The sequence below is a fragment of the Paracoccus sp. SY genome (assembly GCF_002901215.1).
Taxonomy (GTDB): domain Bacteria; phylum Pseudomonadota; class Alphaproteobacteria; order Rhodobacterales; family Rhodobacteraceae; genus Paracoccus; species Paracoccus acridae.
The window spans coordinates 21,865-46,054 of record NZ_NWMQ01000013.1 but is presented as its reverse complement, the minus strand read 5'-3'; the positions used below and the strand labels follow the sequence as shown (position 1 = coordinate 46,054).

Below are 24,190 nucleotides of genomic sequence, written 5' to 3'. Positions count from 1 at the left end.
CGTCAGGGGCGCGGGATGTCCCCGCGCCCGCCCACCCCGTGACGTGGCTGCCAGGAGCTTTGCGCAATGCAGAAGTACATCCAGTTCGCCGACGCCCTTTCGGCCTGGTTCGGCAAGGCCTTCGCATGGCTGATCATCCTGATGACCGTCGGGATGAGCTATGAGGTCATGGTCCGCTATCTGTTCAACCGGCCGACACCCTGGGCGCTGGACATCAGCTTCATGATGTATGGCACACTGTTCATGATGGGCGGCGCCTATACCCTGTCGCGCGGCGGCCATGTGCGGGGTGATTTCCTGTACCGGCTGTGGTCTGACAGGACCCAGGCGCGGGTCGATCTTGTGCTGTATCTGATCTTCTTCTTTCCCGGCATCCTGGCGCTGATCTTTGCCGGATGGAAATACGCTGCCCGATCCTGGAGCTATGGCGAGGTGTCGGTGAACAGCCCCGCCGGCATCCCCATCTATCAGTTCAAGACGGTGATCGTCGCGGCAGGGATCCTGCTGTTCTTCCAGGGCATCGCGCAGGTCATGCGCTGCATCATCTGCATCCGCACCGGCGCTTGGCCCCCGCTGGACCACGATGTCGAGGAAACCGAGACGATCCTGATGCAGCAGGAAGCCAACGAACATCCGCACGGTCCGGCCTGACGCCGGCATGTCCCCCTTGCCAACCCCGAAGCTGGAGCTAGCGTCGTGACCGATCCCCAGATCGCCTTGTTCATGCTTGGCATCTTCATTTTCTGCGTGTTTCTGGGTTTTCCCATCGCCTTCACCCTGATGGCCATCGGCATCGGGTTCGGCTATTACGCTTACTACGATCCGGGCCGGATGTGGCGGTCATACAACCGGCTTGAAGAAGACGCAGGGCTTTGGGAATCGACGCAGCTTTGGCTTGAAGGGTTCTACAACAACAGGATCTTCGACCTGTTCGTGAACCAGACCTATACGGTCATCTCGAACGAGGTTCTGACGGCCGTGCCGCTGTTCCTGTTCATGGGATACATCGTCGAGCGCGCCAATATCGTGGACCGGCTGTTCAGCACGCTTGCGGTGGCGACGCGGAACCTGCCGGGCGCCTTGGGCGTGGCGACCCTGATCACCTGCGCGCTGTTTGCGACGGCGACGGGGATCGTAGGGGCGGTCGTCACGCTGCTGGGCCTTCTGGCGCTGCCGCAGATGCTGAAGATGCGCTACAACCACAGCTTCGCGGCGGGCATCATCTGCGCGGGCGGAACCCTGGGCATCCTGATCCCGCCATCCATCATGCTGATCGTCTATGCCGCGACCTCGGGCGTGTCCATCGTCCGGCTTTATGCCGCGACGCTGCTGCCGGGGCTGGTGCTGGTCGGCCTGTATTTCATCTATATCGTGACCCGGGCCATCATCAACCCAAGCCTCGCGCCGCGTCCGACCGAGGATGAAGTCCCTTCCATGCCCCTGGGCAAGCTGATCTGGCTGCTGACCACCAGCTTCATTCCCTTGGCCGCGCTGATCCTGGCGGTTCTCGGCTCGATCCTCTTCGGCCTTGCCACTCCGACCGAGGCGGCCTCGATCGGCGCGCTTGGTGGCATTCTTCTGGCTGCCGCCTATCGCGCGATGACCTTCGACCGGCTTCGCGAAAGCGTCTATCTGACCGTCCGGACGACGGCGATGGTCTGCTGGCTGTTCGTCGGCTCTTACGTGTTCGCGGCCGTCTTCAGCTATCTGGGCGGCGAGAAGGTCATCGCTGACTTCGTGGCAGGCCTGGACCTGACCCCCGTCCAGTTCCTGATCATGGCCCAGCTCATCATCTTCCTGCTGGGCTGGCCCTTGGAATGGTCCGAGATCATCATCATCTTCGTGCCGATCTTCCTGCCGCTTCTGCCGATGTTCGGCATCGACCCGCTGTTCTTCGGCGTTCTTGTGGCCTTGAACCTGCAGACCGCCTTCCTGACGCCCCCCATGGCGATGAGCGCCTATTACCTCAAGGGCATCGCGCCCGAGAACGTCAAGCTGACCGAGATTTTCGCGGGAATGCTTCCCTATTGCGGGCTGGTCATCATATCCATGGTGATCATGTATCTGTTCCCGCAAATCGTCTTCAGCCTGCCGGATGCCGTCTATGGCCCCACGCGCTAAGATGCAGGCTGTGCTTGGCCTCGATGCGGTCGAACTGCGCGACCGCCTGGCCTCGGGCGCGTTGCGGGCGGCCGATCTGGTCCGCGCCTGCCTGGCCCGCATCGCCGAACTGGAACCCCAGATCGGCGCCTGGGCCTGGATCGACAATGATCATGCCTTGGCGCAGGCGGAACGGCTTGACCAATGGCGCCAGTCCGGGCGGCCCCTGGGACCGCTGCACGGCTTGCCGGTGGGCCTGAAGGATGTGATCGACACAAAGGGCATCCCCACCGAAAACGGCACGCCCATCGACGCGGGCCGGGTTCCGGCCGAGGATGCCTGGATCGTCGCGCGCCTGCGCGCGGCGGGCGCGATCATCCTGGGCAAGACGGTGACGACCGAATGCGCCTTTCTGCATCCGGGACGGACCCGCAACCCGCACAATCCCGACCATACGCCCGGGGGATCGTCCCAAGGGTCGGCCGCGGCCGTCGCCGCTGGCATGGTGCCGCTGGCGGTGGGCACGCAGACCGGCGGTTCCGTGATCCGCCCCGCCGCCTTCTGCGGGGTCGTCGGACTGAAGCCCAGCTTCGGCCTGATTCCCAGGACCGGCATCCTGATGCAGTCGCCCACGCTGGACACGGTCGGCGTCTTCGCCCGCAGCGTCGCCGATTGCGCGCTTCTGGCCCAGGTGCTTGCGGGCCACGATCCCGCCGACCAGGCGACCGAGCCCCTGCCCGCCCCGCCCCTGCTGGATATCGCCCAGGCCCCGCCTCCCGTGACCCCCGTCTTTGCCTTCCTGAAGCCCCCCGGCTGGGACCAGGCGGATCCGCAGACCACGGCGGCGGTGCGGGAACTGGCGACCTTCCTGGGCGATCAGTGCTTCGAGGTGACCGTCCCCGGACTGGAGGACGCCGCCGCGATCCGCCGCCGGATCAACTTCGCCGAAATGGCAAAGTGCTATCATGCCCTAGAAAGGCGCGGGCGGGACCGGATGTCGGATATCCTGAAAGGCGCAATGGACGAAGGGAAGGCGGTCCTCGCGCGCGACTATATCGCGGCGCTTGATTGGCGGATGCTTCTGAACGCCGCCATGGAGCCGGTGTTCGCACGCTGCGACGCGATTCTGTGCCCGGCGGCGCCGGGGCCAGCGCCTGCGGGACTGGCCGGTACCGGGGACGCGATCTTCAACGGGCTATGGACGCTGACGGGGATGCCGGCGGTGACGCTTCCGGTGTTCCGGGCCGAAAACGGCCTGCCGATGGGCATCCAGCTTGTCGGGCGGCGGGGCGACGACGCAAGGCTGCTGCGCACGGCCCGCTGGCTGGCCGCGCATCTTGAAACCTCGGGTCACGGAGGATGACAACATGAACCTGTTCCTGGCGATCTTCGCCTTCGTCGTCATGGTGGCCTTCCTGGCCATCCTGGTGATCCACGTTCCTCGCACCGACCTGATTTGCGTGGTGGGGCTTACAGTCGCCCTGGGCGCCTGGGATCTTTTCACCACGTTCCGGTCAAAGGGCGGATCCCGGTAACAGCCGGGGGACTGGGACTTCGCCGGGTCGCGCCGCCTGCCGTCAGCCGGACGGTTCCTTCAGTACATGACGGTATAGAGCGTGATGGCAACCGGCGCGTCGCCTTCAAGCTGCCCGCTGCCCCGCGCCAGCAGCCAGCCGTCGGCACGCTGCAACTGCGCCACGACCTGCCGGGGCGAAGACCTGTCGGGGACGGGTGGCAGGGACAGGCTGATCCTCGTCGCCTTGCCGTCGCTTTCGGCGGTCGTCCCAGTCTGGCGGCGACCGGCAGGGTCGTCCAAGTGAACGACAAGTTGTCCCTCGGGGATGGCCTTGCCCTCCTCGAAACCGATCGTGATCTGGATATTGCCGGGGCGCGTCGTGTCCGCGCCTGCACCCGCCCCGACCGCTGCGGTGGCGGCGGCCAGCATCATCATGCGGTAACCTGCAAGCCGCTTCATGAGGTATTCCTTGATGCTTCGGGGGAACGGGGCGCAGGATCGCGCCCCGTTCCAGGCGTTCTCAGACGATATAGAAGTCTTCGGCCGAAAGATTGAGATTCGAGCCCAGCCGCGCGAACCTGATCGCATCCGTCTGACCGGTGCCATCGGCGTCATAGGACAGGAAGCCGCTGTTCCTGTCATAGACGATGCGGTCATCCGCATCCTGCGCGGCACCGCCGGGACCGCTGCGGAACGCCCCGAAGGCCAGGGTGCCCAGCCCGCCGATCGCGTCGAAGACGTCGCTGGCCAACAGGATCAGGTCTTCGGCCACGTCGAAGTCCGAGATGCGGTCGATGTTGCCATTTCCAAGCGCCGTCGAGAAGCGGAAGCTGTCCTCGCCCGCGCCGCCGATCAGGAAGTCGGCAGCCAGCCCGCCATCCAGAAGGTCGCTGCCGGCCCCGCCGCGCAGGGTGTCCATGCCCGCGACGCCGGGCTGGACCGGTTCGGTCGGAAACTCCACCGACACGTTCAGCTTGTAGGTCGAACCTTCGGCGACGGACGGCGACCAGCCACCGCCCGGCGCCGTGGGCGACCAGCTTCCTTCCAGGATATAGTATGTCCCCGTCTTCTCGACGGTGAAGACCGTGCTGGAATCCCGGCTGCTGTTCGATCCGGGATCGCCGCCGCCATCGTCGTTTTCGGCGACGACGTTTCCATGGCTGTCCAGCAGCCTGACCCAGCTGTCATGGACATTGGGGTCGGCGATGCCGTCGATGTCGATGGTGATCAGCGTGCCCGCCGCCAGGTCGATGCGGTAGTATCCTCCCGCGCCCGTCCCGGTGGCGTTGACCGTGGTATGCAGGACCGTGGTCGAGTCGAAGATGTCCGGATCCGCCGTCAGCGAGAAGTTGTCGGAAATGTCAAAGGCGGTCGCCATCGAACCGTTGGTCGCGTCGGGTCCCAGCGTCGCATAGCCGCTGCCCAGGCCGGGGCGCGGAACGGCAGGGCCTTGATCGGCGAAATCCCCGATCAGGGTGTCGTCGCCGGCCCCGCTCTTCAGGTCGTCATTGCCGCCCTGCCCGGTCAGCACATTGGCCCCACGATCCCCGGTCAGCCGGTCGTTCCAGCCCGAACCCGCGACATTCTCGATGGAAACATAGGTGTCGCCTTCGGACTGCCCGCCGGCCAGGCCGATGCGGACCCCGGCCGCGGCATCGGCATAATCTGCCGTGTCGCGCCCCGCGCCGCCCATCAGGGTGTCGCGGCCTTCGCCGCCCGACAGCGTATCGTTGCCCGAACCACCGGACAGGACGTTGGCCCCGTCGGTGCCGATGATGTGGTCGTCGAAGACCGACCCGACGGCGTTTTCGAACCCGACAAGGATGTCGTGGCGGATGACGGTTCCCCGTCCCACGATCTGCACCGGACCGTCGGCATCGCCGCCACGGGCGGAACCGTCGGCAAGGTCGATCCTGACCCCGGCCGAGCTGCCTTCATAGACGACCGTGTCGATCCCGCTGCCGCCGTCCAGGTAATCCTGGCCCGCGCCGCCGATCACCGTGTCGTCGCCGCCCTCGCCATAGATGATGTCGCCGTCGTTGCCGCCGTCCAGCAGGTCGTTGCCGTCGCGCCCGTTGAAATAATCGCCGCCGCCCTGACCCCGGAAGTGGTTCGCGTCCGCCGTGCCGATGAACCGGTCGATCCGGTCGTCCGAGCCGATCAGGTTCTCGATGCTGAAGAAGGTGTCGCCCGACGCGGTGCCGCCGCTGGCGGTGTTGGTTTCCAGGTTGACCAGCAACTGGAACGGGCTTTCCCGGCTGAAATCGACCGTGTCGCTGCCAGCGCCGCCGCGGAAGACATCGACGCCGTCCTGGCCCATCATCAGGTCGTCGCCGTTGCCGCCGTCCAGCGTATCGTCGCCGGCACCGCCGAAGATGGTGTCGTTGCCGTCCCCACCATAAAGCGCGTCGTCCCCGTCGTCGCTTTCGGTCTGATCCTCCAGGTCCGCGATGGGGATCGTGTTGTTGATGTCGCGGCTGGCCAGCGAATCGCGCCCGCCGATGATCAGGTCGTCACCGCCAAGGCCGAAGATCGTGTTGCCGCCCGCACCCCCGTTCAGGATGTCAGCGCCCGCTTGGCCGATCAGGATGCTGCCCAGGGCCGGGCCACCTGCGGGACCATCATCGACGTCATCGCCCGGATCGACAACCGTTCCGCCGGCATAGACGATGTTCTCGACATTGGCGACGTCGCCCAGGTCCAGGCCCTCGGCGATGACGATGATGGTGTCGTTTCCGCCGCCGGCTTCCTCTCGCACGATGTCATCGGCAGAATCGACGAAATAGATGTCGTCGCCGCCATTGCCCGCCATGCGGTCACCGCCGCCGCGTCCGTCCAGGACGTTGTTTCCGTCATTGCCGATCAGGATGTCGGCAAAGCGGCTGCCGATGCCCTTTTCGACATAGTATTCGGTCTGGTCCGCATTATGCCCGGCAAAGATCGACACATTGTTGCTGTGGCCGTTCACGCTGGAAAACTGGCCCGCGCGCAGATCCAGGATCGTGCCCGCCGTGGATCCGGAAAAGTCGATCGTGTCGTCGCCGCCCGTGTCGTGGATGACAAAGCCGATATCGCGCTGCATCCCGGTCAAGGTCAGCTCGTATCCATAGACCGTGCTGTTGAAGCCATAGACATCGTTTCCGGTGTTCAGGTCGATCGTCTGATAGACGCGCTGCCCGTCTTCGCCCACCGTCGAGAAGAACCGGCGGATCACCGCCTCGATATCGGCCATCAGCGGCGTCACGGCCGACCAGCGGCTTTCCTCGCCCACGTCGATCCCGTCGAAATAGGACATGACGCTGTATTGCTGGCGGTCATAGATCCAGGTGGCGTTGTTCAGATAGTTGATCTGCACGCCGCCGGGGCCGCTGTAGTTGTAAAGGCCGGGATGGTTCAGGCCGAATTCATGGCCGAATTCGTGAACGAAGGAATCGAACACATAGCCGCCGATATCCGTCAGGTTCGGCTCGGTGTCGTGGAACCGCTGGCCGATGCTGACATAGCGGTTGCTGGAAAAGGCGCTGCCGTCGCTGGGTTCGCCCAGTTCGGGACTGACCACCTGCATCCAGTCCTTGTTGCGGTCGAAGGGCGCGTCATCGACGATCTCGAACCGCAGCGGCGTGACCGAGGACCAGAGATCCAGGGCACCGATGGCCGCAGCCTTGTAGTCGGGATGGTTGTTCAGTTCATGAACGTTGATCCGCAGGGGCTGCGCCGCGATCGCGGGCGTCAGGCTGCGGTTCAAGGCACCGACATAGGTCAGGAATGCCTCGTAGTCTTCGCTTTTCCCGAAAGGATTGTCGGGCGTCTGGTCGTTGATCCACCATTCTTCGCTGGTCTGGGTCGTGGTCGGCATAGGACTGGATCTCCCTGTTCAGCAACTTCGGGTAGTGAATGTTGCATGGAGCGATGCCCTGAAGACCCGGCACGCAAGGCGTGTGCTGCTTCAAGAACCTATCACTGAAGTTGATCATGATGCTGGCACCAAAACCTGTCCACGATTCAAAAGATCAGCCCAGGCTTGCGGAAGACGTGGGATAACATCGGCTTGCGTGATCATGGAAAATCCATCGGCGAAAGGGCGCCTTCGGGAATTGCACGATGCGCAGATCCTCGCCTTTGCGGAAAATTAAGGGAACCTTGATGGGGCGGCGCTCGCGCGGCCGCCAATGTTGTTCAACCTAAAAGTGCAGAATCGCTCTGGAAACCAAGCGGGTGCTTCTGGCAACCGGATCGGTCTGCGGTGGAAGAGGAAGGCTGCGGTTTGGGTAAGGACGATTGACCTTACGTCCGGCTTGCAGCATGTGAAGGGAACCGGCTTTACAGGCTGTTGCTGGTGGCGCAACTTGCCTCATCGGAAACATGCCCAAGAAATACGCACCGCGAAGCCCGGCGACAACGCGGTCGCAAGATCAACAGAGAGCGAAAGGATCATTCGCATGAAATATCTGTCCCATGGCCTTCTGGCCGTATCGGCGCTGGCGCTGACGACCGCCTTTGCCGAAGCAAAGACCTTCGTCTATTGCTCGGAAGCCTCGCCCGAAGGCTTCGATCCCTCGCCCTATACGTCGGGCACCACCTTCGACGCGTCGGGCCACCCGATCTACAACCGCCTGACCGAGTTCAAGAAGGGCACGACCGAGGTCGAGCCCGGCCTGGCCGAAAGCTGGGAAGTGTCCGAGGACGGCACCGAATACACCTTCAAGCTGCGCCAGGGCGTCAAGTTCCATTCGAACGACCGCTTTACGCCCACGCGCGACTTCAACGCCGACGACGTGGTCTTCTCTTTCCAGCGGCAGGGTGATCCCAACCACCCCTGGCACCAGTACATTCCCGGCATCACCTATGAATACTACACCTCGATGGACATGCCGAACCTGGTGAAGTCGGTCGAGAAGGTTGACGACTATACCGTCAAGTTCACGCTGAACCAGCCCGAAGCGCCGTTCCTGGCCAATATCGCGATGCCCTTCGCGTCCATCGTGTCCAAGGAATACGCTGACGCCCTGGAAGCCGCCGGAACCAAGGAAGACCTGAACAACACGCCGATCGGCACGGGTCCGTTCCGCTTCGTGGCTTATCAGAAGGACGCGGTGATCCGGTACCAGAAGAACGCCGATTACTGGGGCGAGGCGCCCAAGATCGACGACCTGATCTTCGCCATCACGCCCGATTCCTCGGTCCGGCTGCAAAAGCTGAAGGCCGGCGAATGCCACCTGATGCCCTATCCCTCGCCGGCGGATCTGGAATCGATCAAGGCCGACAACAGCCTGAAGCTGGACGAACAGCCGGGCCTGAACGTGGGCTATCTGGCCTATAACACCACGGTCGCGCCCTTCGACAACCCGAAGGTCCGCAAGGCGCTGAACATGGCCATCAACAAGGAAGCCATCATCCAGGGCGTCTTCCAGGGCGCGGCGGAACCGGCCAAGAACCCGATCCCGCCCACCATGTGGTCCTATAACGACGCCGTCCAGGACGACCCCTATGATCCCGAGGCCGCCAAGGCCATGCTGGAGGCCGAAGGCGTCACGAACCTGTCGATGAACATCTGGGCGATGCCCGTGCAGCGGCCCTATATGCCCAATGCCCGCCGCACGGCCGAACTGATGCAGGAAGACCTGTCCAAGGTCGGCGTCAACGCGCAGATCGTGTCCTATGAATGGGGCGAATACCTGTCCAAGTCGATGGAACCCGGCCGCGACGGCGCGGTGATCCTGGGCTGGACCGGCGACAACGGCGATCCCGACAACTTCCTGTCGGTCCTGCTGTCCTGCGATTCCGCCAAGGAAGGCGGCGCGAACCGCGCCTTCTGGTGCAACGAGGAATTCTCGGACCTGCTGCAGCAGGCCAAGGTGACCTCGGACCAGGCAGAGCGCACGAAGCTGTACGAACAGGCCCAGGTGATCTTCAAGGACCAGGCCCCCTGGCTGACCATCGCCCATTCGACGCAATACGTGCCGATGCGGTCCGAGGTGTCGGGCTTCGTCATGAGCCCCCTGGGCGACTTTACCTTCGAAACCGTGGATCTGGCCGAATAAGCCTGGATCACATTGTCTGACAGACGAACGCGCGGGCCGAAAACCCGCGCGTTCCCAAAGGAACAAGGCATATGGTCCGTTTCCTGCTTTCAAAGCTGTTGTATCTGATCCCGACCTTCCTGGGGATCACCATCGTGGCCTTCGGCTTCGTCCGCATCCTGCCGGGCGACCCGGTGCTGCTGATGGCGGGCGAACGCGGCGTCTCGCCCGAACGCCACGCCGAACTCAGCGCGCAGCTGGGTTTCGACAAGCCGGTCGTGATGCAGTATTTCGACTTCCTCGGGCGCCTGCTGCAGGGCGACCTGGGCAATTCGCTGGTCACGAAAAAGCCCGTGCTGACGGAATTCCTGGCCCTGTTCCCGGCGACGGTCGAGCTGGGCCTCTGCGCGATCCTGATCGCCACGCTGATCGGCGTGCCGGTCGGCGTTCTGGCCGCGATCAAGCGCGGAAGCTGGTTCGACCAGATCTCGATGACCTCGGCCCTGGTCGGCTTCTCGATGCCGATCTTCTGGTGGGGCCTGCTGCTGATCATCTTCTTTTCCGGCTTCCTGGGCTGGACGCCCGTGTCGGGGCGGATCAGCCTGATGTACTACTTCCCGCAGGTGACGGGCTTCATGCTGATCGACAGCCTGATCTCGGGGCAAGAGGGCGCGTTCACATCGGCCGTCAGCCACCTGATCCTGCCATCGGTCGTGCTGGCCACGATCCCGCTGGCGGTGATCGCGCGGCAGACCCGGTCCGCCATGCTTGAGGTGATGGGCGAGGATTACGTCCGCACCGCCCGGGCCAAGGGAATGCCGCGCCGTCGGGTGATCGGCGTCCATGCGCTGCGCAACGCGATGATCCCGGTCGTGACCACCATCGGCCTGCAGATCGGCGTGCTGATCGCGGGCGCCATCCTGACCGAGACGATCTTTTCCTGGCCGGGCATCGGCAAGTGGATGATCGATTCCATCTCCCGGCGCGACTATCCGGTCGTGCAGTCGGGCCTGCTGCTGATCGCCGGGATGGTGATGGTGGTGAACCTGCTGGTCGATCTGACCTATGGCCTTATCAACCCGAGGATCCGCGCGTCATGAGCGATACCGTCCAACTGTCCAGCAGCGCGATCCGCCGCCAGATGCTGGCCGAGTTCTGGTTCTATTTCCGCCAGAACCGGGGTGCCGTGGCCGGGCTGTTCGTCTTTGTCCTGCTGGTGCTGACCGCGATCTTCGCGCCCGTGCTGGCGCCGCACAATCCGACCATGCAATATCGCGACGCCTTCCTCTTGCCGCCCGTCTGGCAGGAAGGGGGCCGGGCCGAGTTCCTGCTGGGCACCGACGCCGTGGGCCGGGACATGCTGTCGCGGCTGATCTTCGGCGCGCAGTATTCGCTGTTCATCGGCATCGTGGTGGTGGCTATCGCCCTGGTGGGCGGCGTCATCATCGGGCTGATCGCCGGCTTCTTCCGAGGCTGGGTCGATGCGGTCATCATGCGGGTGATGGACGTGATCCTGGCCTTTCCGTCGCTGCTGCTGGCGCTTGTGCTGGTCGCCATCCTGGGACCGGGACTGACCAATGCGATGATCGCCATCGCCATCGTCTATCAGCCGCATTTCGCACGCCTGACCCGCGCCGCCGTGATGGGGGAAATGCAGCGCGAATACGTCACCGCCGCGCGTGTGGCAGGCGCGGGCAACCTGCGCCTGATGTTCAAGACCATCCTGCCCAACTGCCTGGGGCCGCTGATCGTGCAGGCCACGCTGTCCTTCTCCTCGGCCGTGCTGGATTCGGCCGCGCTTGGCTTCCTGGGCATGGGCGCGCAGCCGCCCGCGCCGGAATGGGGCACCATGCTGGCCGAGGCGCGCGAATTCATCCTGCGCGCCTGGTGGGTCGTCACCCTGCCGGGGCTGGCCATCCTGGTGTCGGTGCTGGCGATCAACATGATGGGCGACGGGCTTCGCGACGCGCTCGACCCCAAACTGAAGCGGAGCTGACCGATGTCCCTGCTGACCATCCGCAACCTGACCGTCCGCTTCGCCACCGCGACCGGCAGCTTCACCGCCGTGGACGGGGTGGACCTGTCCGTGGACCGGGGCGAGGTTCTGGCCATCGTCGGCGAATCCGGGTCCGGCAAGTCGGTGTCGATGCTGGCGGTGATGGGGCTTCTGCCCGACACCGCCACCGTCACCGCCGACCAGATGACCTATGACGGCCAGGACATCCTGGCCATGACCCCGGCCCAGCGGCGCAAGTTGATCGGGCGCGAGATCACGATGATCTTCCAGGAACCTGTGGCGTCCCTGAACCCGTCCTTCACCGTGGGCTTCCAGATCGAGGAGGTCCTGCGCCTTAACCTGGGCCTGTCGGGCAAGGCCGCGCGGAACCGCGCGCTGGAACTGTTCCGCGCCGTGGGCATCCCGGAACCCGAGGAGAAGCTGAAGGCCTATCCCCACCAGATGTCGGGCGGGCAGTGCCAGCGGGTGATGATCGCCATCGCCATCGCCTCGAACCCCCGGCTGCTGATCGCCGACGAACCCACGACCGCCCTGGACGTGACCATCCAGAAGCAGATCCTGGACCTGCTGATGTCCTTGCAAGAGGATTACGGCATGGGCCTGATCCTCATCACCCATGACATGGGGGTGGTGGCCGAGACCGCCGACCGCGTGGTGGTCCAGTACAAGGGCCGCAAGATGGAAGAGGCCGAGGTGCTTGACCTGTTCGAGAACCCGCAAAGCCCCTATACCCGCGCGCTGCTGGCGGCCCTGCCGGAACACGCGACCGGCGACCGCCTGCCCACCGTGTCAGACTTTTTCGATAAGGAGGCCGTGCGATGACCCCCGTCGTCGAGGGACGCGCCATCGTCCGCGATTACCACGTTCCGGGCAACATGCTGCGCCGCGCCAGGAATGTCCGCGCGGTCAAGGGCATCGACTTCAGCGTGCAAAAGGGCAAGACGCTGGCCATCGTCGGCGAATCCGGGTCCGGCAAGTCCACGCTGGCCCGCATCATCGCGCTGATCGACCCGGCCTCGGGTGGAGAGTTGCTGATCGAAGGGCAGCGCGTGGACATTTCCGCCCGCCGCCCTGGCCCCGAGTTGCGATCCAAGGTGCAGATGGTGTTCCAGAACCCCTATGGCAGCCTGAACCCGCGCCAGAAGATCGGCGACGTGCTGACCGAGCCCCTGGTCATCAACACCGACGTGCCCGCCGCCGAACGCCGCGACCGGGCGCGGGCGATGCTGCAGAAGGTCGGGCTGATGCCCGAGCATTACAACCGCTATCCGCACATGTTCTCGGGCGGGCAGCGGCAGCGGATCGCGATCGCGCGGGCCTTGATGCTGAACCCGTCACTGCTGGTGCTGGACGAACCCGTCTCGGCGCTGGACCTGTCGGTGCAGGCGCAGGTGCTGAACCTGCTGGCCGACCTCCAGGACGAGATGGGCCTGACCTATGTCTTCGTCAGCCACGACCTGTCGGTGGTGCGCTATATCGCGGACGATGTGATGGTGATCTCGAAGGGCGAGGCGGTCGAACAGGGCACGCGCGAGGCGATCTTTGCCAACCCGACCCATCCCTATACGCGGCAGTTGTTCGCGGCGACCCCCGTCACCGATGTCGAGGCGATCCGGGCACGGGTCGCCCGCCGCAAGGCCGCGCGGCAGGGCGCAGTCGCCTAGGCTGCCAGTCGGAAGATGTACGGTGATCCGGCCCCTCTGTCGAAAGACAGGGGGGCCGCATCTGCCTCGGGGTAGAGACGCAGACACGCTTGTGTCCGCCTTTGGTGGTCGCGCTGCGCATCCATACGACCGGCCGCCATTCCCATCGAGGCTGGAGCGCAATCAAGCCGCGGCAAGCAGCTTCGCATGCGTTGACCGGCCGGACCAAGGCTTTGATAAGCCAACCCTCTGTCCCAAGGGACAAGGCACGTCGTCGCAAATTCAAAGGAAGTAGTGGCAGCCCGTAGGGGAGTCGAACCCCTCTTTTCAGGTTGAAAACCTGACGTCCTAACCGATAGACGAACGGGCCACTGTGTTTCGCTTCCCGTCTGTCCGGGTGGCGTGGAGCGGTGTTTAGGCAATGCCGCAGGGGGGTGCAAGCGGAAATTTCGGGGGATCTGCAAAAATCTTTGGGCCGCCGATCAAGGCTTGCGGAACGCGGATGTCAGACCCCGGCGCCATCCTCGGATGCGGTCAGGAAGGCGGCCACGAAGGCCGCACAGCGGCGGTCGGCAGTGCATTCGGCCCCCTTCCCCCATGGACGGAACCGCAGGCGGAACGCGGCCAGGCGCAGGCCGGGATCGACCGGCGGATAGCCGATACGGGTCAGGCTGTCGGCCAACGGCAGGTCCGGTCCCTGCCCCCCTGGCACCGCCAGGCCTTCCCGCGCCAGGCGCTGCCAGTCGAAGCGGGGGCCGGGGTCGATCTTGCGGCCGGGGGCCATGTCGGAATGGGCGATCACGGCCCCGGGGCCGATGGACCAGCGGGCCATGATGTCGCGCAGCAGGGCAACGACCGCATCCATCTGGGCCAGGGGAAAGGGACGGTCGCCGGGATTGGCTATCTCGATCCCGATGCTGCGCGAGTTCACGTCGTCCCGGCCCTGCCAGGACCCGGCGCCCGCGTGCCAGGCGCGGCGATCCTCGGGGACAAGGGCTTCTGTGCGACCGTCCTCGTGGACCAGCCAATGCGCGCTGACCTCGGCCCTAGGGTCGCAAAGGCGCGCGCGGGCCTCGGCCGTGTCGGCCATGCCGGTATAGTGCAGGACGATCAGTTCGGGACGCTGACCGCGCCTGTCGCCGTGGTTGGGGCTGGGGAAGCCCTCGCTCACAGCGGGGGCTGGTCGCCCGTGCGCATGGATGGGGGCACGATCACGACAGGTTCGCCGGAACGGGACGCGGGAACGGCCGCGGGCCTGACCACGCGGACCTTGTCCACGCCCATGGTGGGCGGGATCGGCACGGGGCTTTGGCCGGCGATGTCCGCGCCGGTGGGGGCATAGAAGGGCCGCGCGACCGGGATGGTCCTGGGCGATTCCGTGGCCGTCACCAAGGCAGCCTCTCGCGTGGCGCGGTATTCGCCATAGCGGGTCGGGCCGAAGTTGTAGTTCGGGTTCCAGCCCAGGTGTTCGCCACAGCCGGCAAGCGCCAGCACCGAAAGGATCAGACAGCCGCGCATCATGCCTCCTGGATATGCCACTGGGGCGACCCTACCACCAGCGTTCGGGCTTTGCCACAAATCCGGCAGCGCGTTCCAGAACAAGCGCGTGGTTCAGAAGCTCGTCTTCCTGGAAGGGCTTACCGAACATCTGCAGGCCCAGCGGCAGGCCCTTCTTGTCCAGGCCCACGGGCACCGCGATGCCGGGCAGGCCGACCAGGTTCAGCGTCACCGTGAAGACATCGTTCAGATACATCTGCACCGGGTCGCTGCTGTCCATCGCCCCGATCCCGAAGGCGGCCGTCGGCGTGGTCGGCGCCAGGATGGCGTCGATCCCTTCGGCGAAGACATTGTCGAAGTCGCGCTTGATCAGCGCGCGGACCTTGCGGGCGCGGTTGTAATAGGCGTCATAGAAGCCCGCCGACAGCACATAGGTGCCGATCATCACGCGGCGCTGCACCTCGAGGCCGAAGCCCTCGGCGCGGGTCTTTTCATACATCTCGGTGATGCCGTCGCCCTGGCCCAGCTTGGCGCGGTGGCCATAGCGCACCCCGTCGTAACGGGCGAGGTTCGACGACGCCTCGGCCGGGGCGATCACGTAATAGGCGGGCAGCGCGTATTTCGTATGCGGCAGGCTGATGTCCACGATCTCGGCACCCGCGTCGCGCAGCATTTCCGCGCCCTTGTGCCACAGGGCGTCGATTTCGGCAGGCATCCCGTCCAAGCGGTATTCGCGCGGGATGCCGATGCGCTTGCCGCGGATGTCGCCGGTCAGCAGGGATTCATAATCGGGAACGGGATGGTCGGCGCTGGTCGAATCCTGCGGATCGACGGATGCCATCGCGCCCAGCATGATCGCCGCGTCGCGCACCGTCTTGGTCATCGGCCCGGCCTGGTCCAAGGACGACGCATAGGCGATCACGCCCCAGCGGCTGACCCGGCCATAGGTGGGCTTCAGCCCCACGATGCCGGTAAAGGCCGCAGGCTGGCGGATCGACCCGCCGGTGTCCGTTCCGGTCGCCGCAAGGCACAGATCAGCCGCCACCGCCGCCGCCGAACCGCCGGACGATCCGCCCGGCGTCAACTGCCGGTCATCGACCTTCCAGGGGTTCACGGCGGGGCCATAGCAGCTGGATTCGTTGGCCGAACCCATCGCGAATTCGTCCTGGTTCAGCTTGCCCAGCATCACCGCGCCCGCGTTCCACAGGTTCTGGGTGACGGTGGATTCATATTCCGGGCGAAATCCCTCCAGGATGCGGCTGGCGGCCTGGCTGGGCACGCCCTTCACGCAGAAGACATCCTTGATGCCCAAGGGGATGCCGGTCAGCGGGGCGGCATTGCCCGCCTTGATCCGGGCATCCGCCGCCTGGGCCATGTCGCGGGCCATGTCGGGCGTGTGATGGACAAAGGCGTTCAGCGCGCCCGCGGCGTCGATGGCCGAAAGGCAGGCCTCGGTCAGTTCGACGGCGGTGGTGTCGCCTTTGCGCAGTGCGTCGCGCGCGTCGGCGATGGTCAGCGTGTTCAGATCGGTCATTCCACCACCTTCGGGACGGCAAAGAACCCCTCGCGCGCGTCGGGGGCGTTGGACAGGATGCGGTCGGCCATGTCGCCGGTGGTCACGACATCCTCGCGCCGCTTGAGGCGCATGGGGGTGACGCCGGTCATCGGCTCGACGCCGGTGACGTCCACTTCGTTCAACTGTTCCATGAAATGCAGGATGCCGTTCAGTTCGCGCGCCAACGCGGGCAAGGCGGCGTCATCGACGGCGATGCGTGCCAGATGGGCGACCTTTCGGGCCTGATCCTCGGTGATCGACATGACGTTTCCTTTCGTTGGGCGCGGGTTTACAGCCCCCGACACGCCCCCGCAAGAAGCGCCTCAGCCCCCGATCACCACCATCCCGTCCACGATCCTGACGGGCACCGCGTCCAGGCCGCAATCGGCGCCCGCCACGGCCGCGCCCGTCAGGATGTCGAAGCGCGCGCCATGGGCCGAACACATCAGCATCGTCCCGTCGGCCGAGACAAGCCGGTCGCTGCGGTAATCCAGCGGCAGATACTGGTGGGGGCAGGCATTGACATAGGCGCGCAGATCGCCGCCCGCGCGCAGGATCAGCATAGGAAAGGCGCCCCGGTCCGTCGTCACGGACAGGGACAGCACGTCGCCCACCTGCGCCGCCTCGCAGACGGGGGTGCCCGGCGCGGGGGCGGAGGAATAATCGGTCCAGGCCATCGGGCATCCACCAGAAACCCGCCCGCGCGATGCGGACGGGCCTTGGCCTTACTCCGCAGGCGCGGCGTTCAGGACGCCACGGCGGATCTGGTCTTCCTCGATGGATTCGAACAGGGCGCGGAAATTGCCCTCGCCAAAGCCGTCGTCGCCCTTGCGCTGGATGAATTCGAAGAAGATCGGCCCGATCACGGTTTTCGAGAAGATCTGCAGCAGAACCCGCGTCTCGCCCCCGCCGACCACGCCTTCGCCGTCGATCAGGATGCCGTGCTTCTTCATCCGCTCGATGGGTTCCTGATGGCCCTTCACCCGCTTGTGCGACATCTCGTAATAGGTGTCGGGCGGTCCGGGCATGAACTCCATTCCCGCGTCCCGGATCCGGTCGGTGCCGGCATAGATGTCCTCGGACGCGATGGCGATGTGCTGGATCCCCTCGCCCTTGTATTCGCGCAGGTATTCCTCGATCTGGCTGTGATCGTCGGTGGATTCGTTGATGGGGATGCGGATCTTGCCGTCGGGGCTGGTCAGCGCCCGGCTGACAAGGCCGGTCTGCTTGCCCTTGATGTCGAAATACTTGATCTCGCGGAAATTGAACGTGTCGTGGTAGAACTTGTACCAGGTGTCCATGTTGCCCCGGATCACGTTATGGGTCAGGTGATCGAGGTAGTAGAAGCCGAAACCTTCGGGACGGGGATCGGGTTCGCCCAGCCAGTCATAGTCGGCCCGATAGGCGCTGCCTTCGGCGCCGTATCTGTCGATGAAATACAGAAGCGATCCGCCGATGCCGTAAACGGCAGGGGCCGAGATCGACTTGCCCGGTCCGGTATATTCGGTCGCGCCCAGATCCAGCGCGCGTTTCAACGCCACTTGGGCATCGACCACGCGCCAGGCCATCGCCGGGGCGCAGGGGCCGTGTTCCCCAACGAAGCCAGCCGCATGGCTGTCGGGATCGGCATTCAGCAGATAGTTGATGTCGCCCTGGCGATACAGCGTGATGTCGCGGGTCTTGTGCCTTGCGACCGGGACGAAACCCATCTGGCGGAAGATTCGGTCAAGCACCTGCGGGTCGGGATGGGCGAATTCGACGAATTCGAAGCCATCGGTCCCGGCGGGATTGATGTCGCTGATCGTGGCCAAGGGGGCGTTGTGCGGGAACGGTCCCATGGCATCCTCCTGTTCGTTGCGCGTGCAACAAGAATGTCACAAGGGACTTGCACGATGCTTGCGAAACACCCCAACTTCCGCCAAGATTTGCACGGATCGTGCAGGAAACCGGCAAATGATGCAGGCTGCAAGCCTGGACAGCTTCGACATTGCAATCCTTGCCGCCTTGCAGCGGGACGGGTCCATGACCAATGCCGCCCTGGCCGAAGTCGTGAATCTGTCCCCGTCGCAATGTTCGCGCAGGCGGGCGGCGCTGGAACAGGCCGGCGTGATCGAGGGATATGCGGCGCGGCTCAGCGCGGCCCGGCTGGGCTATGGGCTGCGCGCCATCATCCGCGTGAACCTGGCCAGCCACGGACAGGGCAAGGATGACGACTTCGCCCGCTTCGTGGAAAGCCACCCCCAGATCCGGTCGGCTTTTTCGGTGTCGGGGGATGCGGATTATGTGCTGGACGTGCGGGTGCGCGACCTGGACGCCTTTGCGGACTTCGTCCACCGTCACCTGCTGCCCCATCCCCAAGTGTCCCAGGTGCGGTCGGAAATCGTGCTGAAGACGTTGAAGGACGACCGGGGGCTGCCGCCGGTCGCCGTTCCCTGAAACCGCCTCAGCCGCAGCTTGAGGTGACGATCACGGGAAGCAGCGTCACGGCACTGGCGACGGCGCCGATCCAGTTGCCCGACCGGACCAGCAGGTTTTGCCTGTCGCTGCACCCTGCCCGGTTCAGTGCGATCAGCAGGCCATGCAGGCCCAGCCCCACCAGCCACAGCAGGATCATCCCGCCCGGATGCAGCGGACCAAAGGGCGTCGGACGGTCGGGCCAGCCCAGGGCGCAACCCAGGCCGTGCAGACCATAGACGGCGGAAAACAGCCCTCCCCACAGCATCGGGCCGGCCAGCATCCGTGCGACCCAGAGCATCAGCCGATCTCCTGCAGGGCAACGACGCCGAAGGACAGGGCGGATGTCGCCAGCCAGAAGGCCTGGAACAACTGCCAGACGGGCGCGGCGCCCCGACGCTGGTGGCTGGTTCGTCCCTGACGGGCGTCGCACAGGCTGCGCAGCCCCAGCATCAGCGCCACGACCGCGTGGAAGACGGAATAGCCCAGCAACACCGCGCGCAGGGCATCGCGGGCATGGCGGCGGGGATCGTCCAGCAGCATCGCCAGCCCCCCCAGCAGCACAAGCGCCAGCCCGGCGGCCAGAACGCCCGCCAAAGCCGCGCCCATGCCCGAAGGGGTGGCCCGCCACGTTTCGGCCAGCCGCGCGGCAAGGGTGGCCAGGACCATGGCCAGCAACGCCGCCCCTGCGGTCAGCAGCGCGCCCAGACCCAGGCCGCTGTCGGGGGCGGGCCAGTTCGGGGCGATGACCGTCAGGAACGCCACCCCGAACAACAGGGACGCATAAAGCGTGCCGTCCGCGACCAGCAGCGTGACCGTCCCGCTGTAGGCAAGGGTCTGGCGGACTTGCCAGTGTTCGGGCAGCGACAGCCCCGGCGCGACGGGGATGTCAGGCGCATCGGCCCTGCTGCCCATGAAGCCGCCCCATCGCCACCCCGCCCACAGGATCGCGGCGATGGCCAGGGGCGTCACGACATAAAGCCCCGCCAGCATCAGCAGGAAGAAGCTGCCAAGCGCGGCGGCGGTCCAGATCGGCAGGGCGGTATTGCCCGGCACCACCGCCACATGGTCGGGTCGCCCGGTGCCGGCATCCGTCACCAGAACCTCGCGCCGGGGGCGTGGGGCGCCGGGCAGCAGCCCCTCGCCCCGCGCCAGGGGCAGGATCGCGGTGGCATCGTCGCGCCCCGGACTGGGCAGCGAGGAAAAGTTGTAGGGCGGCGCGGGCAGCGCCATGGCCCAGTCCAGCGTGTTCGCCTTCCACGGGTTGCGGTGGCTGCGCCGCCCGAACAGCCACTGCATCGCGATGTCCAGCACGAACAGCGCAAATCCCACCGACATGACCATCCCCCCGATGGACGATACCAGGTTCAGCCATTCCCATTCGGGATTGTCAGGATAGCGGTCGATCCGGCGCGGCATCCCAAGAAGCCCGGTCAGGTGCATCACGAAGAAGGTGCCGTGAAAGCCCAGGAAGATCAGCCAGAAGGCGGCCTCGCCCAAGGCGCGGACGCGGAAACGGCCGCTGATCATCGGCATCCAATAGGTGATCCCGGCCATCATCGGGAAGACGAAGCCGCCCACCAGGACATAGTGCAGATGCGCGACCACGAAATGCGTGTCATGGGCCTGCCAGTTGAAGGGCACCATGGCGACCATCACGCCGGTCAGCCCGCCCATCACGAAGGTCACGAAGAAGCCGATGACATGCAGCATCGGCAGGCGCAGTTCCACCCGCCCCGCCCACATGGTCCCGATCCATGCGAAAATCTGGACCGAGGTCGGCACCGCCACCAGGGCCGACGCGGCGGAAAAGAAGGCCAGCGCCATATGCGGGATGCCCACCGTGAACATGTGATGCACCCAAAGCCCGAAGGACAGGAACACCAGCCCCACGATCGCCGCGACGATCGCGCCATAGCCCAGGATCCGCGTGCGCGCGAATACGGGGATGATCGTGGACAGAACGCCCGCGGCGGGCAGGAAGATGATATAGACCTCGGGGTGGCCGAACAGCCAGAACAGGTGCTGCCACAGCAGCGGGTCGCCCCCGCGCAGGATGTCGAAGAAGGGCCAGTCGAAGGCGCGTTCCAGTTCCAGCAGGATGGATCCCAGGATCAGCGGCGGAAAGCCCACCAGCATCATCGCGGCGGTGCCCAGCATGTACCAGCCCATCAGCGGCATCCGCGTCAGCGCCATGCCCGCCGCGCGCAGGCGCAGGATGGTCACGATGATCTCGACCGCCGCCGCGACGGCGGAAATCTCGACAAAGGTCACGCCCAGCAGCCAGACATCGGCGTTGATGCCAGGGGTATAGGTCTTGCCCGACAGGGGCACATACATGAACCAGCCGCCGTCCGGGGCCACGCCGAACAGCAGCGAGGACAGGATGATCAGCCCCCCGAACAGATAGCACCAATAGCCAAGCGCCCCCAGCCGCGGAAACGCCATGTCGCGCGAGCCCAGGATCTTGGGCAGAAGCCACATGGACAGCCCTTCCAGCATGGGAATGGCGAACAGGAACATCATGATGCTGCCGTGCATCGTGAAGATCTGGTTATACAGCTGCGTATCCAGGAAGGCCCCGTCGCGCGTCGCAAGCTGCGCCCGGATCAGCATCGCCAGCACGCCGCCGATGGCGAAGAACAAAAAGGACGTCGCCATGAACCGCAGCCCGATGGTGCTGTGGTTGACCGAACAGACGGTCCCCCGCCAGCCCGGCAGGTCGGACCAGACCCGCTGCATCTGCCGGTGTAGCAGCAGGGCCTTCCGAGGCGGGTTCGGCGCGAAGGGGTGCATCTTCTCGGTCATGGAAGGCTTTCGGCGGAAACGAAGGGCGGCGGGTCGGCGGGGTCATAGACCACCACCTCGAAGCGCATGGCGGCATGGCCGATGCCGCAGAACTCGGCGCACAGGCCCTCGTGCGTGCCGGGCGCGTCGGCCATCAGGCGGTGGACGTTGCGATGGCCGGGGATGGCGTCCATCTTGCCGCCAAGCTGGGGCACCCAGAAGGAATGGATCACGTCGCGGCTGGTCAGCACGATGTCGAAGGGCTGGCCTGCGGGGACATACAGCACGCCCTCGGTCACCACGGGGCCGCCTGGGCCGGGTTGGGTAAAGCGCCAGCCCCATTGCTGCGCCTCGGCCTGGACCTGCAGGGCACCGTCGTCGCGCGCGATCATCCGTTCGCCCGTCCAAAGCGCGAAGGCCAGAAGCACGGCCAGCACCGACATGCTGAAGCCCAACCCCCACCAGATGATCCAGCGCCGTTCGTCCGAAGGCCGCGGGCCGCGCCAGATGGCAAGACCCGCCAGCGTCAGCACCAGGGCCGTGATCAGCCCGGATCCGATCAGCATGGCCCACCACAGGGTGGCGATCTGCGCCGCCGCCGGTCCGGCAGGGGCAAGGGTGCTGACATCGCCCTCGCAGGCGGCCAGAAGGGGAACCGCAAGCGCGGGCCAGGCCTTCCCCTTGCGCGAACCGAAAGGACAGTGCCGATGCGACAGAAGCGAACCTGGCGACAGCGCCGCAGGCTTTCCGACCCGATCGAGGAACACGCCGCCTTCAACGACACCGAATCCAAGTTCGCGATCGCGGGCCATCCGCTGCACGCGATGCTGATCACCTATCCTGTCGCCCTGGCCTTCCTGACCTTCGGGGCCGATGCGATGTTCTGGTGGACGGGCGATGAATTCTGGCCGCGCGCGGCGGTCTGGACGGCGGGCATCGGTTTCATCATGGGCGTCGTCGCGGGGATCAGCGGCACGGTCGAATTGCTGATCGTGCCGGGCATCCGCATTCGCGCGCCAAGCTGGACGCATTTCATCCTGGCCTGCACGCTGCTGTCGGTTCTGGGCGTGAACTGGGGCTATCGCCTGCCCGACCCGCAAGAAGCCGTGCTGCCGGTGGGTATCCTGATCTCGGCCCTGGGGCTGCTGATGACCACGATCACCGGCTGGCACGGCGGCAAGCTGGTCTTCGACTATCAGATCGGGACGCAGCGGGATCATGGCACCTGACCCCGCGGTTCCTGGATGAACGGCAGCATCTCGGCGATCCAGGCAAGGTCCGGCTTGGCCAGCACCAGCCACAGGATCGCGGCGATCGCGGGCAGGATCACGGCAAGCGCGATGCCCGGATAGGGCATCCGGTAACCGCGCGTCGGATCGTCGCCTTGGCCATGGCGCTGAAGGCCCGATTGTTCGATCAGATGGCCGATCCAGGCATGGGCCATCGCCATCACGCTGACAAAGGCCAGCTTGGCGATCAGCCACAGGTCGAACACCTCGGCCGCGAAGATCAGCGCGGTTCCGGCAACGACCGCGATCACGGCGGCCGGCGTCGCGAAACCGACATAGCCGTAATGGGTCAGCATCCGAAATTCGGTATAGCGGACCTGCCGCTGGGCGTGCCCATAGGTGATCAGCAGCAGCGGCAGGGCAACCAGCCCCGCGCACCAGCACAGCATCGCCGCGATATGAACCGCTTTCAGCGCCGCGATCATGCGGCAAAGCCCTGCCGCCAGCTTCGCCGCAACATCCAGGCCGCCAGGGCCGCCATCGGCAGGAAGCCCGGCACCCACAGGATCAGGCCGGCCAGGCGCTGATCGTCGATCGCGCTGAACCCCCACAGGGCAGCGCCGTCCACATGCTGAAGATACAGCACCCCCGGCGCAAAGGTCAGGATCGCGCCCAGGAAGCCCATGACCCCGGCCAGGCCAAGGGTCAGGAAGCTGTGGCCCAGCGCCTGGGTTCCCAAGGATCGTGTTTCCCTGTCCGTCAGCACGACGGACCAGAAGGCCCAGGCGGGCAGCAGCAGGGCCGCCTGCATGGCCCAATAGATCGCGTCCGACCGCCAGATCGCATCGTAAACGGACGGCAGGTGCCACGCCGCCATGGCGGCGGCCATTCCCGCCGCACCGACCTGCGCCGGAAGGCGCCGGGCCACGGGCCAAGCCAATGCCAACGCAGGGGCAGCCACGCCGGCCAGGATCAGGTGATGCGCCGCGCGGGCCGAAAACAGCGAGACCGTCAACGCGCAAAGCGGCGACACGAAGGCGACCGCAAGCGCGATAATCGCAATGCCCCCTGCCCTGCCCGCACCGCGCCGCCACATCGCCCAAGCCAGCACCGCAAGCCCGATCAGCAACGGCGGATCGGTGTTCCAGGCGGTCCACAAACCGTCAGGGGCAACACCGGGTCCGCAATAGGGCTGATCCATTGTTCCTCGCTGTCATCGGTGGCGGTGCGATTGTTCAGACCCATGGCGGGTCAGAAGGATAACCCGAACACCCCCCTCGGGTTTCGTGCCGCGTTGCGTGCATTGTAGTGAAAAGGGCATGGGCCAGCCTAGGCGCGGGCACCGGCGGTGACAGTTCCGGCCACGAAGTCA

General features: G+C 65.4%; 24 protein-coding genes and 1 tRNA gene. 11 read left to right on the top strand and 14 right to left on the bottom strand.

Going from position 1 to position 24,190, the window contains the following annotated elements; translation table 11 throughout:
- Positions 1-66: 66 nt before the first annotated feature.
- From CK944_RS11955 to CK944_RS23630, 4 genes are read left to right on the top strand one after another with little or no spacing between them, the layout of a single operon-like run.
- Complete coding sequence (locus tag CK944_RS11955; protein WP_103173291.1) at positions 67-651, top strand: TRAP transporter small permease subunit; 585 nt, start codon at positions 67-69, stop codon at positions 649-651.
- Positions 652-696: 45 nt separating this feature from the next.
- Positions 697-2,121, top strand: coding sequence for a TRAP transporter large permease subunit (locus CK944_RS11950; protein WP_103173290.1), 1,425 nt, complete (start codon positions 697-699; stop codon positions 2,119-2,121).
- Positions 2,105-3,463 carry an amidase gene (locus CK944_RS11945; protein ID WP_103173289.1) on the top strand — a complete coding sequence of 453 codons (1,359 nt, stop codon included), beginning with the start codon at positions 2,105-2,107 and terminating at the stop codon, positions 3,461-3,463. Before CK944_RS11950 ends, CK944_RS11945 begins: the two co-directional genes overlap by 17 nt.
- Before the next feature lie 4 nt (positions 3,464-3,467).
- On the top strand, positions 3,468-3,635 hold the full coding sequence (locus CK944_RS23630) for a hypothetical protein (protein WP_188714023.1): 168 nt from the start codon (positions 3,468-3,470) through the stop codon (positions 3,633-3,635).
- 59 nt (positions 3,636-3,694) lie between these two features.
- On the opposite strand, the gene CK944_RS11940 is transcribed toward CK944_RS23630, so the two are convergent.
- Entirely contained in the window at positions 3,695-4,075 is a 381-nt protein-coding gene (locus tag CK944_RS11940; protein WP_103173288.1) for a hypothetical protein, read from the bottom strand.
- 61 nt (positions 4,076-4,136) lie between these two features.
- Complete coding sequence (locus tag CK944_RS11935; RefSeq protein WP_103173287.1) at positions 4,137-7,472, bottom strand: M10 family metallopeptidase C-terminal domain-containing protein; 3,336 nt, start codon at positions 7,470-7,472, stop codon at positions 4,137-4,139.
- A 583-nt stretch (positions 7,473-8,055) separates the two neighbouring features.
- On the opposite strand from CK944_RS11935, the gene CK944_RS11930 reads away from it, so the two are divergent.
- The 5 genes from CK944_RS11930 to CK944_RS11910 all read left to right on the top strand — a co-directional run bounded on the left by CK944_RS11930 (position 8,056) and on the right by CK944_RS11910 (position 13,317).
- A complete protein-coding gene (locus CK944_RS11930; protein WP_103173286.1) occupies positions 8,056-9,657 on the top strand; it encodes an ABC transporter substrate-binding protein in 1,602 nt (533 codons plus the stop codon).
- Positions 9,658-9,728: 71 nt separating this feature from the next.
- Positions 9,729-10,736 carry an ABC transporter permease subunit gene (locus CK944_RS11925; RefSeq protein WP_103173285.1) on the top strand — a complete coding sequence of 336 codons (1,008 nt, stop codon included), beginning with the start codon at positions 9,729-9,731 and terminating at the stop codon, positions 10,734-10,736.
- Positions 10,733-11,632 carry an ABC transporter permease subunit gene (locus CK944_RS11920; protein WP_103173284.1) on the top strand — a complete coding sequence of 300 codons (900 nt, stop codon included), beginning with the start codon at positions 10,733-10,735 and terminating at the stop codon, positions 11,630-11,632. The genes CK944_RS11925 and CK944_RS11920 overlap by 4 nt, the downstream gene beginning before the upstream one ends.
- Positions 11,633-11,635: 3 nt before the next feature.
- Positions 11,636-12,475: an ABC transporter ATP-binding protein gene (locus CK944_RS11915; protein ID WP_103173283.1), complete on the top strand. Its 840-nt coding sequence runs from the start codon at positions 11,636-11,638 to the stop codon at positions 12,473-12,475.
- A complete protein-coding gene (locus CK944_RS11910; protein WP_103173282.1) occupies positions 12,472-13,317 on the top strand; it encodes an ATP-binding cassette domain-containing protein in 846 nt (281 codons plus the stop codon). The genes CK944_RS11915 and CK944_RS11910 overlap by 4 nt, the downstream gene beginning before the upstream one ends.
- Before the next feature lie 274 nt (positions 13,318-13,591).
- Here the strand turns inward: CK944_RS11910 and CK944_RS11905 are convergent.
- The 7 genes from CK944_RS11905 to hppD all read right to left on the bottom strand — a co-directional run bounded on the left by CK944_RS11905 (position 13,592) and on the right by hppD (position 18,186).
- A tRNA-Glu gene (locus CK944_RS11905) sits at positions 13,592-13,666 on the bottom strand.
- Between the two features lie 135 nt (positions 13,667-13,801).
- The gene (locus CK944_RS11900; RefSeq protein WP_256388122.1) at positions 13,802-14,467 is read right to left on the bottom strand and encodes an N-acetylmuramoyl-L-alanine amidase; all 666 of its coding nucleotides are present in this window, start codon (positions 14,465-14,467) and stop codon (positions 13,802-13,804) included.
- A complete protein-coding gene (locus CK944_RS11895; RefSeq protein ID WP_103173281.1) occupies positions 14,464-14,817 on the bottom strand; it encodes a hypothetical protein in 354 nt (117 codons plus the stop codon). Before CK944_RS11895 ends, CK944_RS11900 begins: the two co-directional genes overlap by 4 nt.
- Positions 14,818-14,845: 28 nt before the next feature.
- Positions 14,846-16,327 carry an Asp-tRNA(Asn)/Glu-tRNA(Gln) amidotransferase subunit GatA gene (gatA, locus tag CK944_RS11890; protein ID WP_103173280.1) on the bottom strand — a complete coding sequence of 494 codons (1,482 nt, stop codon included), beginning with the start codon at positions 16,325-16,327 and terminating at the stop codon, positions 14,846-14,848.
- Complete coding sequence (gene gatC, locus CK944_RS11885) at positions 16,324-16,611, bottom strand: Asp-tRNA(Asn)/Glu-tRNA(Gln) amidotransferase subunit GatC (RefSeq protein ID WP_103173279.1); 288 nt, start codon at positions 16,609-16,611, stop codon at positions 16,324-16,326. The genes gatA and gatC overlap by 4 nt, the downstream gene beginning before the upstream one ends.
- Positions 16,612-16,671: 60 nt before the next feature.
- A complete protein-coding gene (locus CK944_RS11880; protein ID WP_103173278.1) occupies positions 16,672-17,025 on the bottom strand; it encodes a Rieske 2Fe-2S domain-containing protein in 354 nt (117 codons plus the stop codon).
- A 48-nt stretch (positions 17,026-17,073) separates the two neighbouring features.
- Positions 17,074-18,186: a 4-hydroxyphenylpyruvate dioxygenase gene (gene hppD / locus CK944_RS11875; protein ID WP_103173277.1), complete on the bottom strand. Its 1,113-nt coding sequence runs from the start codon at positions 18,184-18,186 to the stop codon at positions 17,074-17,076.
- A 115-nt stretch (positions 18,187-18,301) separates the two neighbouring features.
- Here hppD and CK944_RS11870 point away from each other — a divergent pair, with 115 nt between their 5' ends.
- Complete coding sequence (locus CK944_RS11870) at positions 18,302-18,784, top strand: Lrp/AsnC family transcriptional regulator (protein WP_239986054.1); 483 nt, start codon at positions 18,302-18,304, stop codon at positions 18,782-18,784.
- Positions 18,785-18,791: 7 nt separating this feature from the next.
- Here CK944_RS11870 and CK944_RS11865 read toward each other — a convergent pair whose 3' ends face one another.
- Genes CK944_RS11865 through CK944_RS11855 form a run of 3 tightly spaced genes read right to left on the bottom strand, consistent with a single transcriptional unit; the run spans position 18,792 to position 22,356 of the window.
- Positions 18,792-19,103, bottom strand: a complete 312-nt coding sequence (locus CK944_RS11865; RefSeq protein ID WP_103173276.1) for a hypothetical protein — start codon at positions 19,101-19,103, stop codon at positions 18,792-18,794.
- Positions 19,103-21,610: a cytochrome c oxidase subunit I gene (gene ctaD / locus CK944_RS11860; RefSeq protein ID WP_239986053.1), complete on the bottom strand. Its 2,508-nt coding sequence runs from the start codon at positions 21,608-21,610 to the stop codon at positions 19,103-19,105. The genes CK944_RS11865 and ctaD overlap by 1 nt, the downstream gene beginning before the upstream one ends.
- Positions 21,607-22,356, bottom strand: coding sequence for a cytochrome c oxidase subunit II (locus CK944_RS11855; RefSeq protein ID WP_239986052.1), 750 nt, complete (start codon positions 22,354-22,356; stop codon positions 21,607-21,609). Before CK944_RS11855 ends, ctaD begins: the two co-directional genes overlap by 4 nt.
- On the opposite strand from CK944_RS11855, the gene CK944_RS11850 reads away from it, so the two are divergent.
- Positions 22,297-22,818 carry a DUF2231 domain-containing protein gene (locus CK944_RS11850; protein WP_103173274.1) on the top strand — a complete coding sequence of 174 codons (522 nt, stop codon included), beginning with the start codon at positions 22,297-22,299 and terminating at the stop codon, positions 22,816-22,818. The genes CK944_RS11855 and CK944_RS11850 overlap by 60 nt on opposite strands.
- On the opposite strand, the gene CK944_RS11845 is transcribed toward CK944_RS11850, so the two are convergent.
- Complete coding sequence (locus CK944_RS11845; protein WP_103173273.1) at positions 22,806-23,303, bottom strand: CopD family protein; 498 nt, start codon at positions 23,301-23,303, stop codon at positions 22,806-22,808. The two genes, CK944_RS11850 and CK944_RS11845, sit on opposite strands and share 13 nt — an antisense overlap.
- Positions 23,300-24,019, bottom strand: coding sequence for a cytochrome c oxidase assembly protein (locus CK944_RS11840; protein ID WP_103173272.1), 720 nt, complete (start codon positions 24,017-24,019; stop codon positions 23,300-23,302). Before CK944_RS11840 ends, CK944_RS11845 begins: the two co-directional genes overlap by 4 nt.
- Positions 24,020-24,190: the final 171 nt, after the last annotated feature.

Excerpts from the sequence above, each read along its gene's own strand:
- CK944_RS11955 (WP_103173291.1), top strand. The coding sequence starts at position 67 with ATGCAGAAGTACATCCAGTTCGCCGACGCCCTTTCGGCCTGGTTCGGC.
- CK944_RS11945 (WP_103173289.1), top strand. The coding sequence starts at position 2,105 with ATGGCCCCACGCGCTAAGATGCAGGCTGTGCTTGGCCTCGATGCGGTC.
- CK944_RS23630 (WP_188714023.1), top strand. The coding sequence starts at position 3,468 with ATGAACCTGTTCCTGGCGATCTTCGCCTTCGTCGTCATGGTGGCCTTC.
- CK944_RS11940 (WP_103173288.1), bottom strand. The coding sequence starts at position 4,075 with ATGAAGCGGCTTGCAGGTTACCGCATGATGATGCTGGCCGCCGCCACC.
- CK944_RS11935 (WP_103173287.1), bottom strand. The coding sequence starts at position 7,472 with ATGCCGACCACGACCCAGACCAGCGAAGAATGGTGGATCAACGACCAG.
- CK944_RS11930 (WP_103173286.1), top strand. The coding sequence starts at position 8,056 with ATGAAATATCTGTCCCATGGCCTTCTGGCCGTATCGGCGCTGGCGCTG.
- CK944_RS11925 (WP_103173285.1), top strand. The coding sequence starts at position 9,729 with ATGGTCCGTTTCCTGCTTTCAAAGCTGTTGTATCTGATCCCGACCTTC.
- CK944_RS11920 (WP_103173284.1), top strand. The coding sequence starts at position 10,733 with ATGAGCGATACCGTCCAACTGTCCAGCAGCGCGATCCGCCGCCAGATG.
- CK944_RS11915 (WP_103173283.1), top strand. The coding sequence starts at position 11,636 with ATGTCCCTGCTGACCATCCGCAACCTGACCGTCCGCTTCGCCACCGCG.
- CK944_RS11910 (WP_103173282.1), top strand. The coding sequence starts at position 12,472 with ATGACCCCCGTCGTCGAGGGACGCGCCATCGTCCGCGATTACCACGTT.
- CK944_RS11895 (WP_103173281.1), bottom strand. The coding sequence starts at position 14,817 with ATGATGCGCGGCTGTCTGATCCTTTCGGTGCTGGCGCTTGCCGGCTGT.
- gatA (WP_103173280.1), bottom strand. The coding sequence starts at position 16,327 with ATGACCGATCTGAACACGCTGACCATCGCCGACGCGCGCGACGCACTG.
- gatC (WP_103173279.1), bottom strand. The coding sequence starts at position 16,611 with ATGTCGATCACCGAGGATCAGGCCCGAAAGGTCGCCCATCTGGCACGC.
- CK944_RS11880 (WP_103173278.1), bottom strand. The coding sequence starts at position 17,025 with ATGGCCTGGACCGATTATTCCTCCGCCCCCGCGCCGGGCACCCCCGTC.
- hppD (WP_103173277.1), bottom strand. The coding sequence starts at position 18,186 with ATGGGACCGTTCCCGCACAACGCCCCCTTGGCCACGATCAGCGACATC.
- CK944_RS11870 (WP_239986054.1), top strand. The coding sequence starts at position 18,302 with ATGATGCAGGCTGCAAGCCTGGACAGCTTCGACATTGCAATCCTTGCC.
- CK944_RS11865 (WP_103173276.1), bottom strand. The coding sequence starts at position 19,103 with ATGCTCTGGGTCGCACGGATGCTGGCCGGCCCGATGCTGTGGGGAGGG.
- ctaD (WP_239986053.1), bottom strand. The coding sequence starts at position 21,610 with ATGACCGAGAAGATGCACCCCTTCGCGCCGAACCCGCCTCGGAAGGCC.
- CK944_RS11850 (WP_103173274.1), top strand. The coding sequence starts at position 22,297 with ATGCGACAGAAGCGAACCTGGCGACAGCGCCGCAGGCTTTCCGACCCG.
- CK944_RS11845 (WP_103173273.1), bottom strand. The coding sequence starts at position 23,303 with ATGATCGCGGCGCTGAAAGCGGTTCATATCGCGGCGATGCTGTGCTGG.
- CK944_RS11840 (WP_103173272.1), bottom strand. The coding sequence starts at position 24,019 with ATGGATCAGCCCTATTGCGGACCCGGTGTTGCCCCTGACGGTTTGTGG.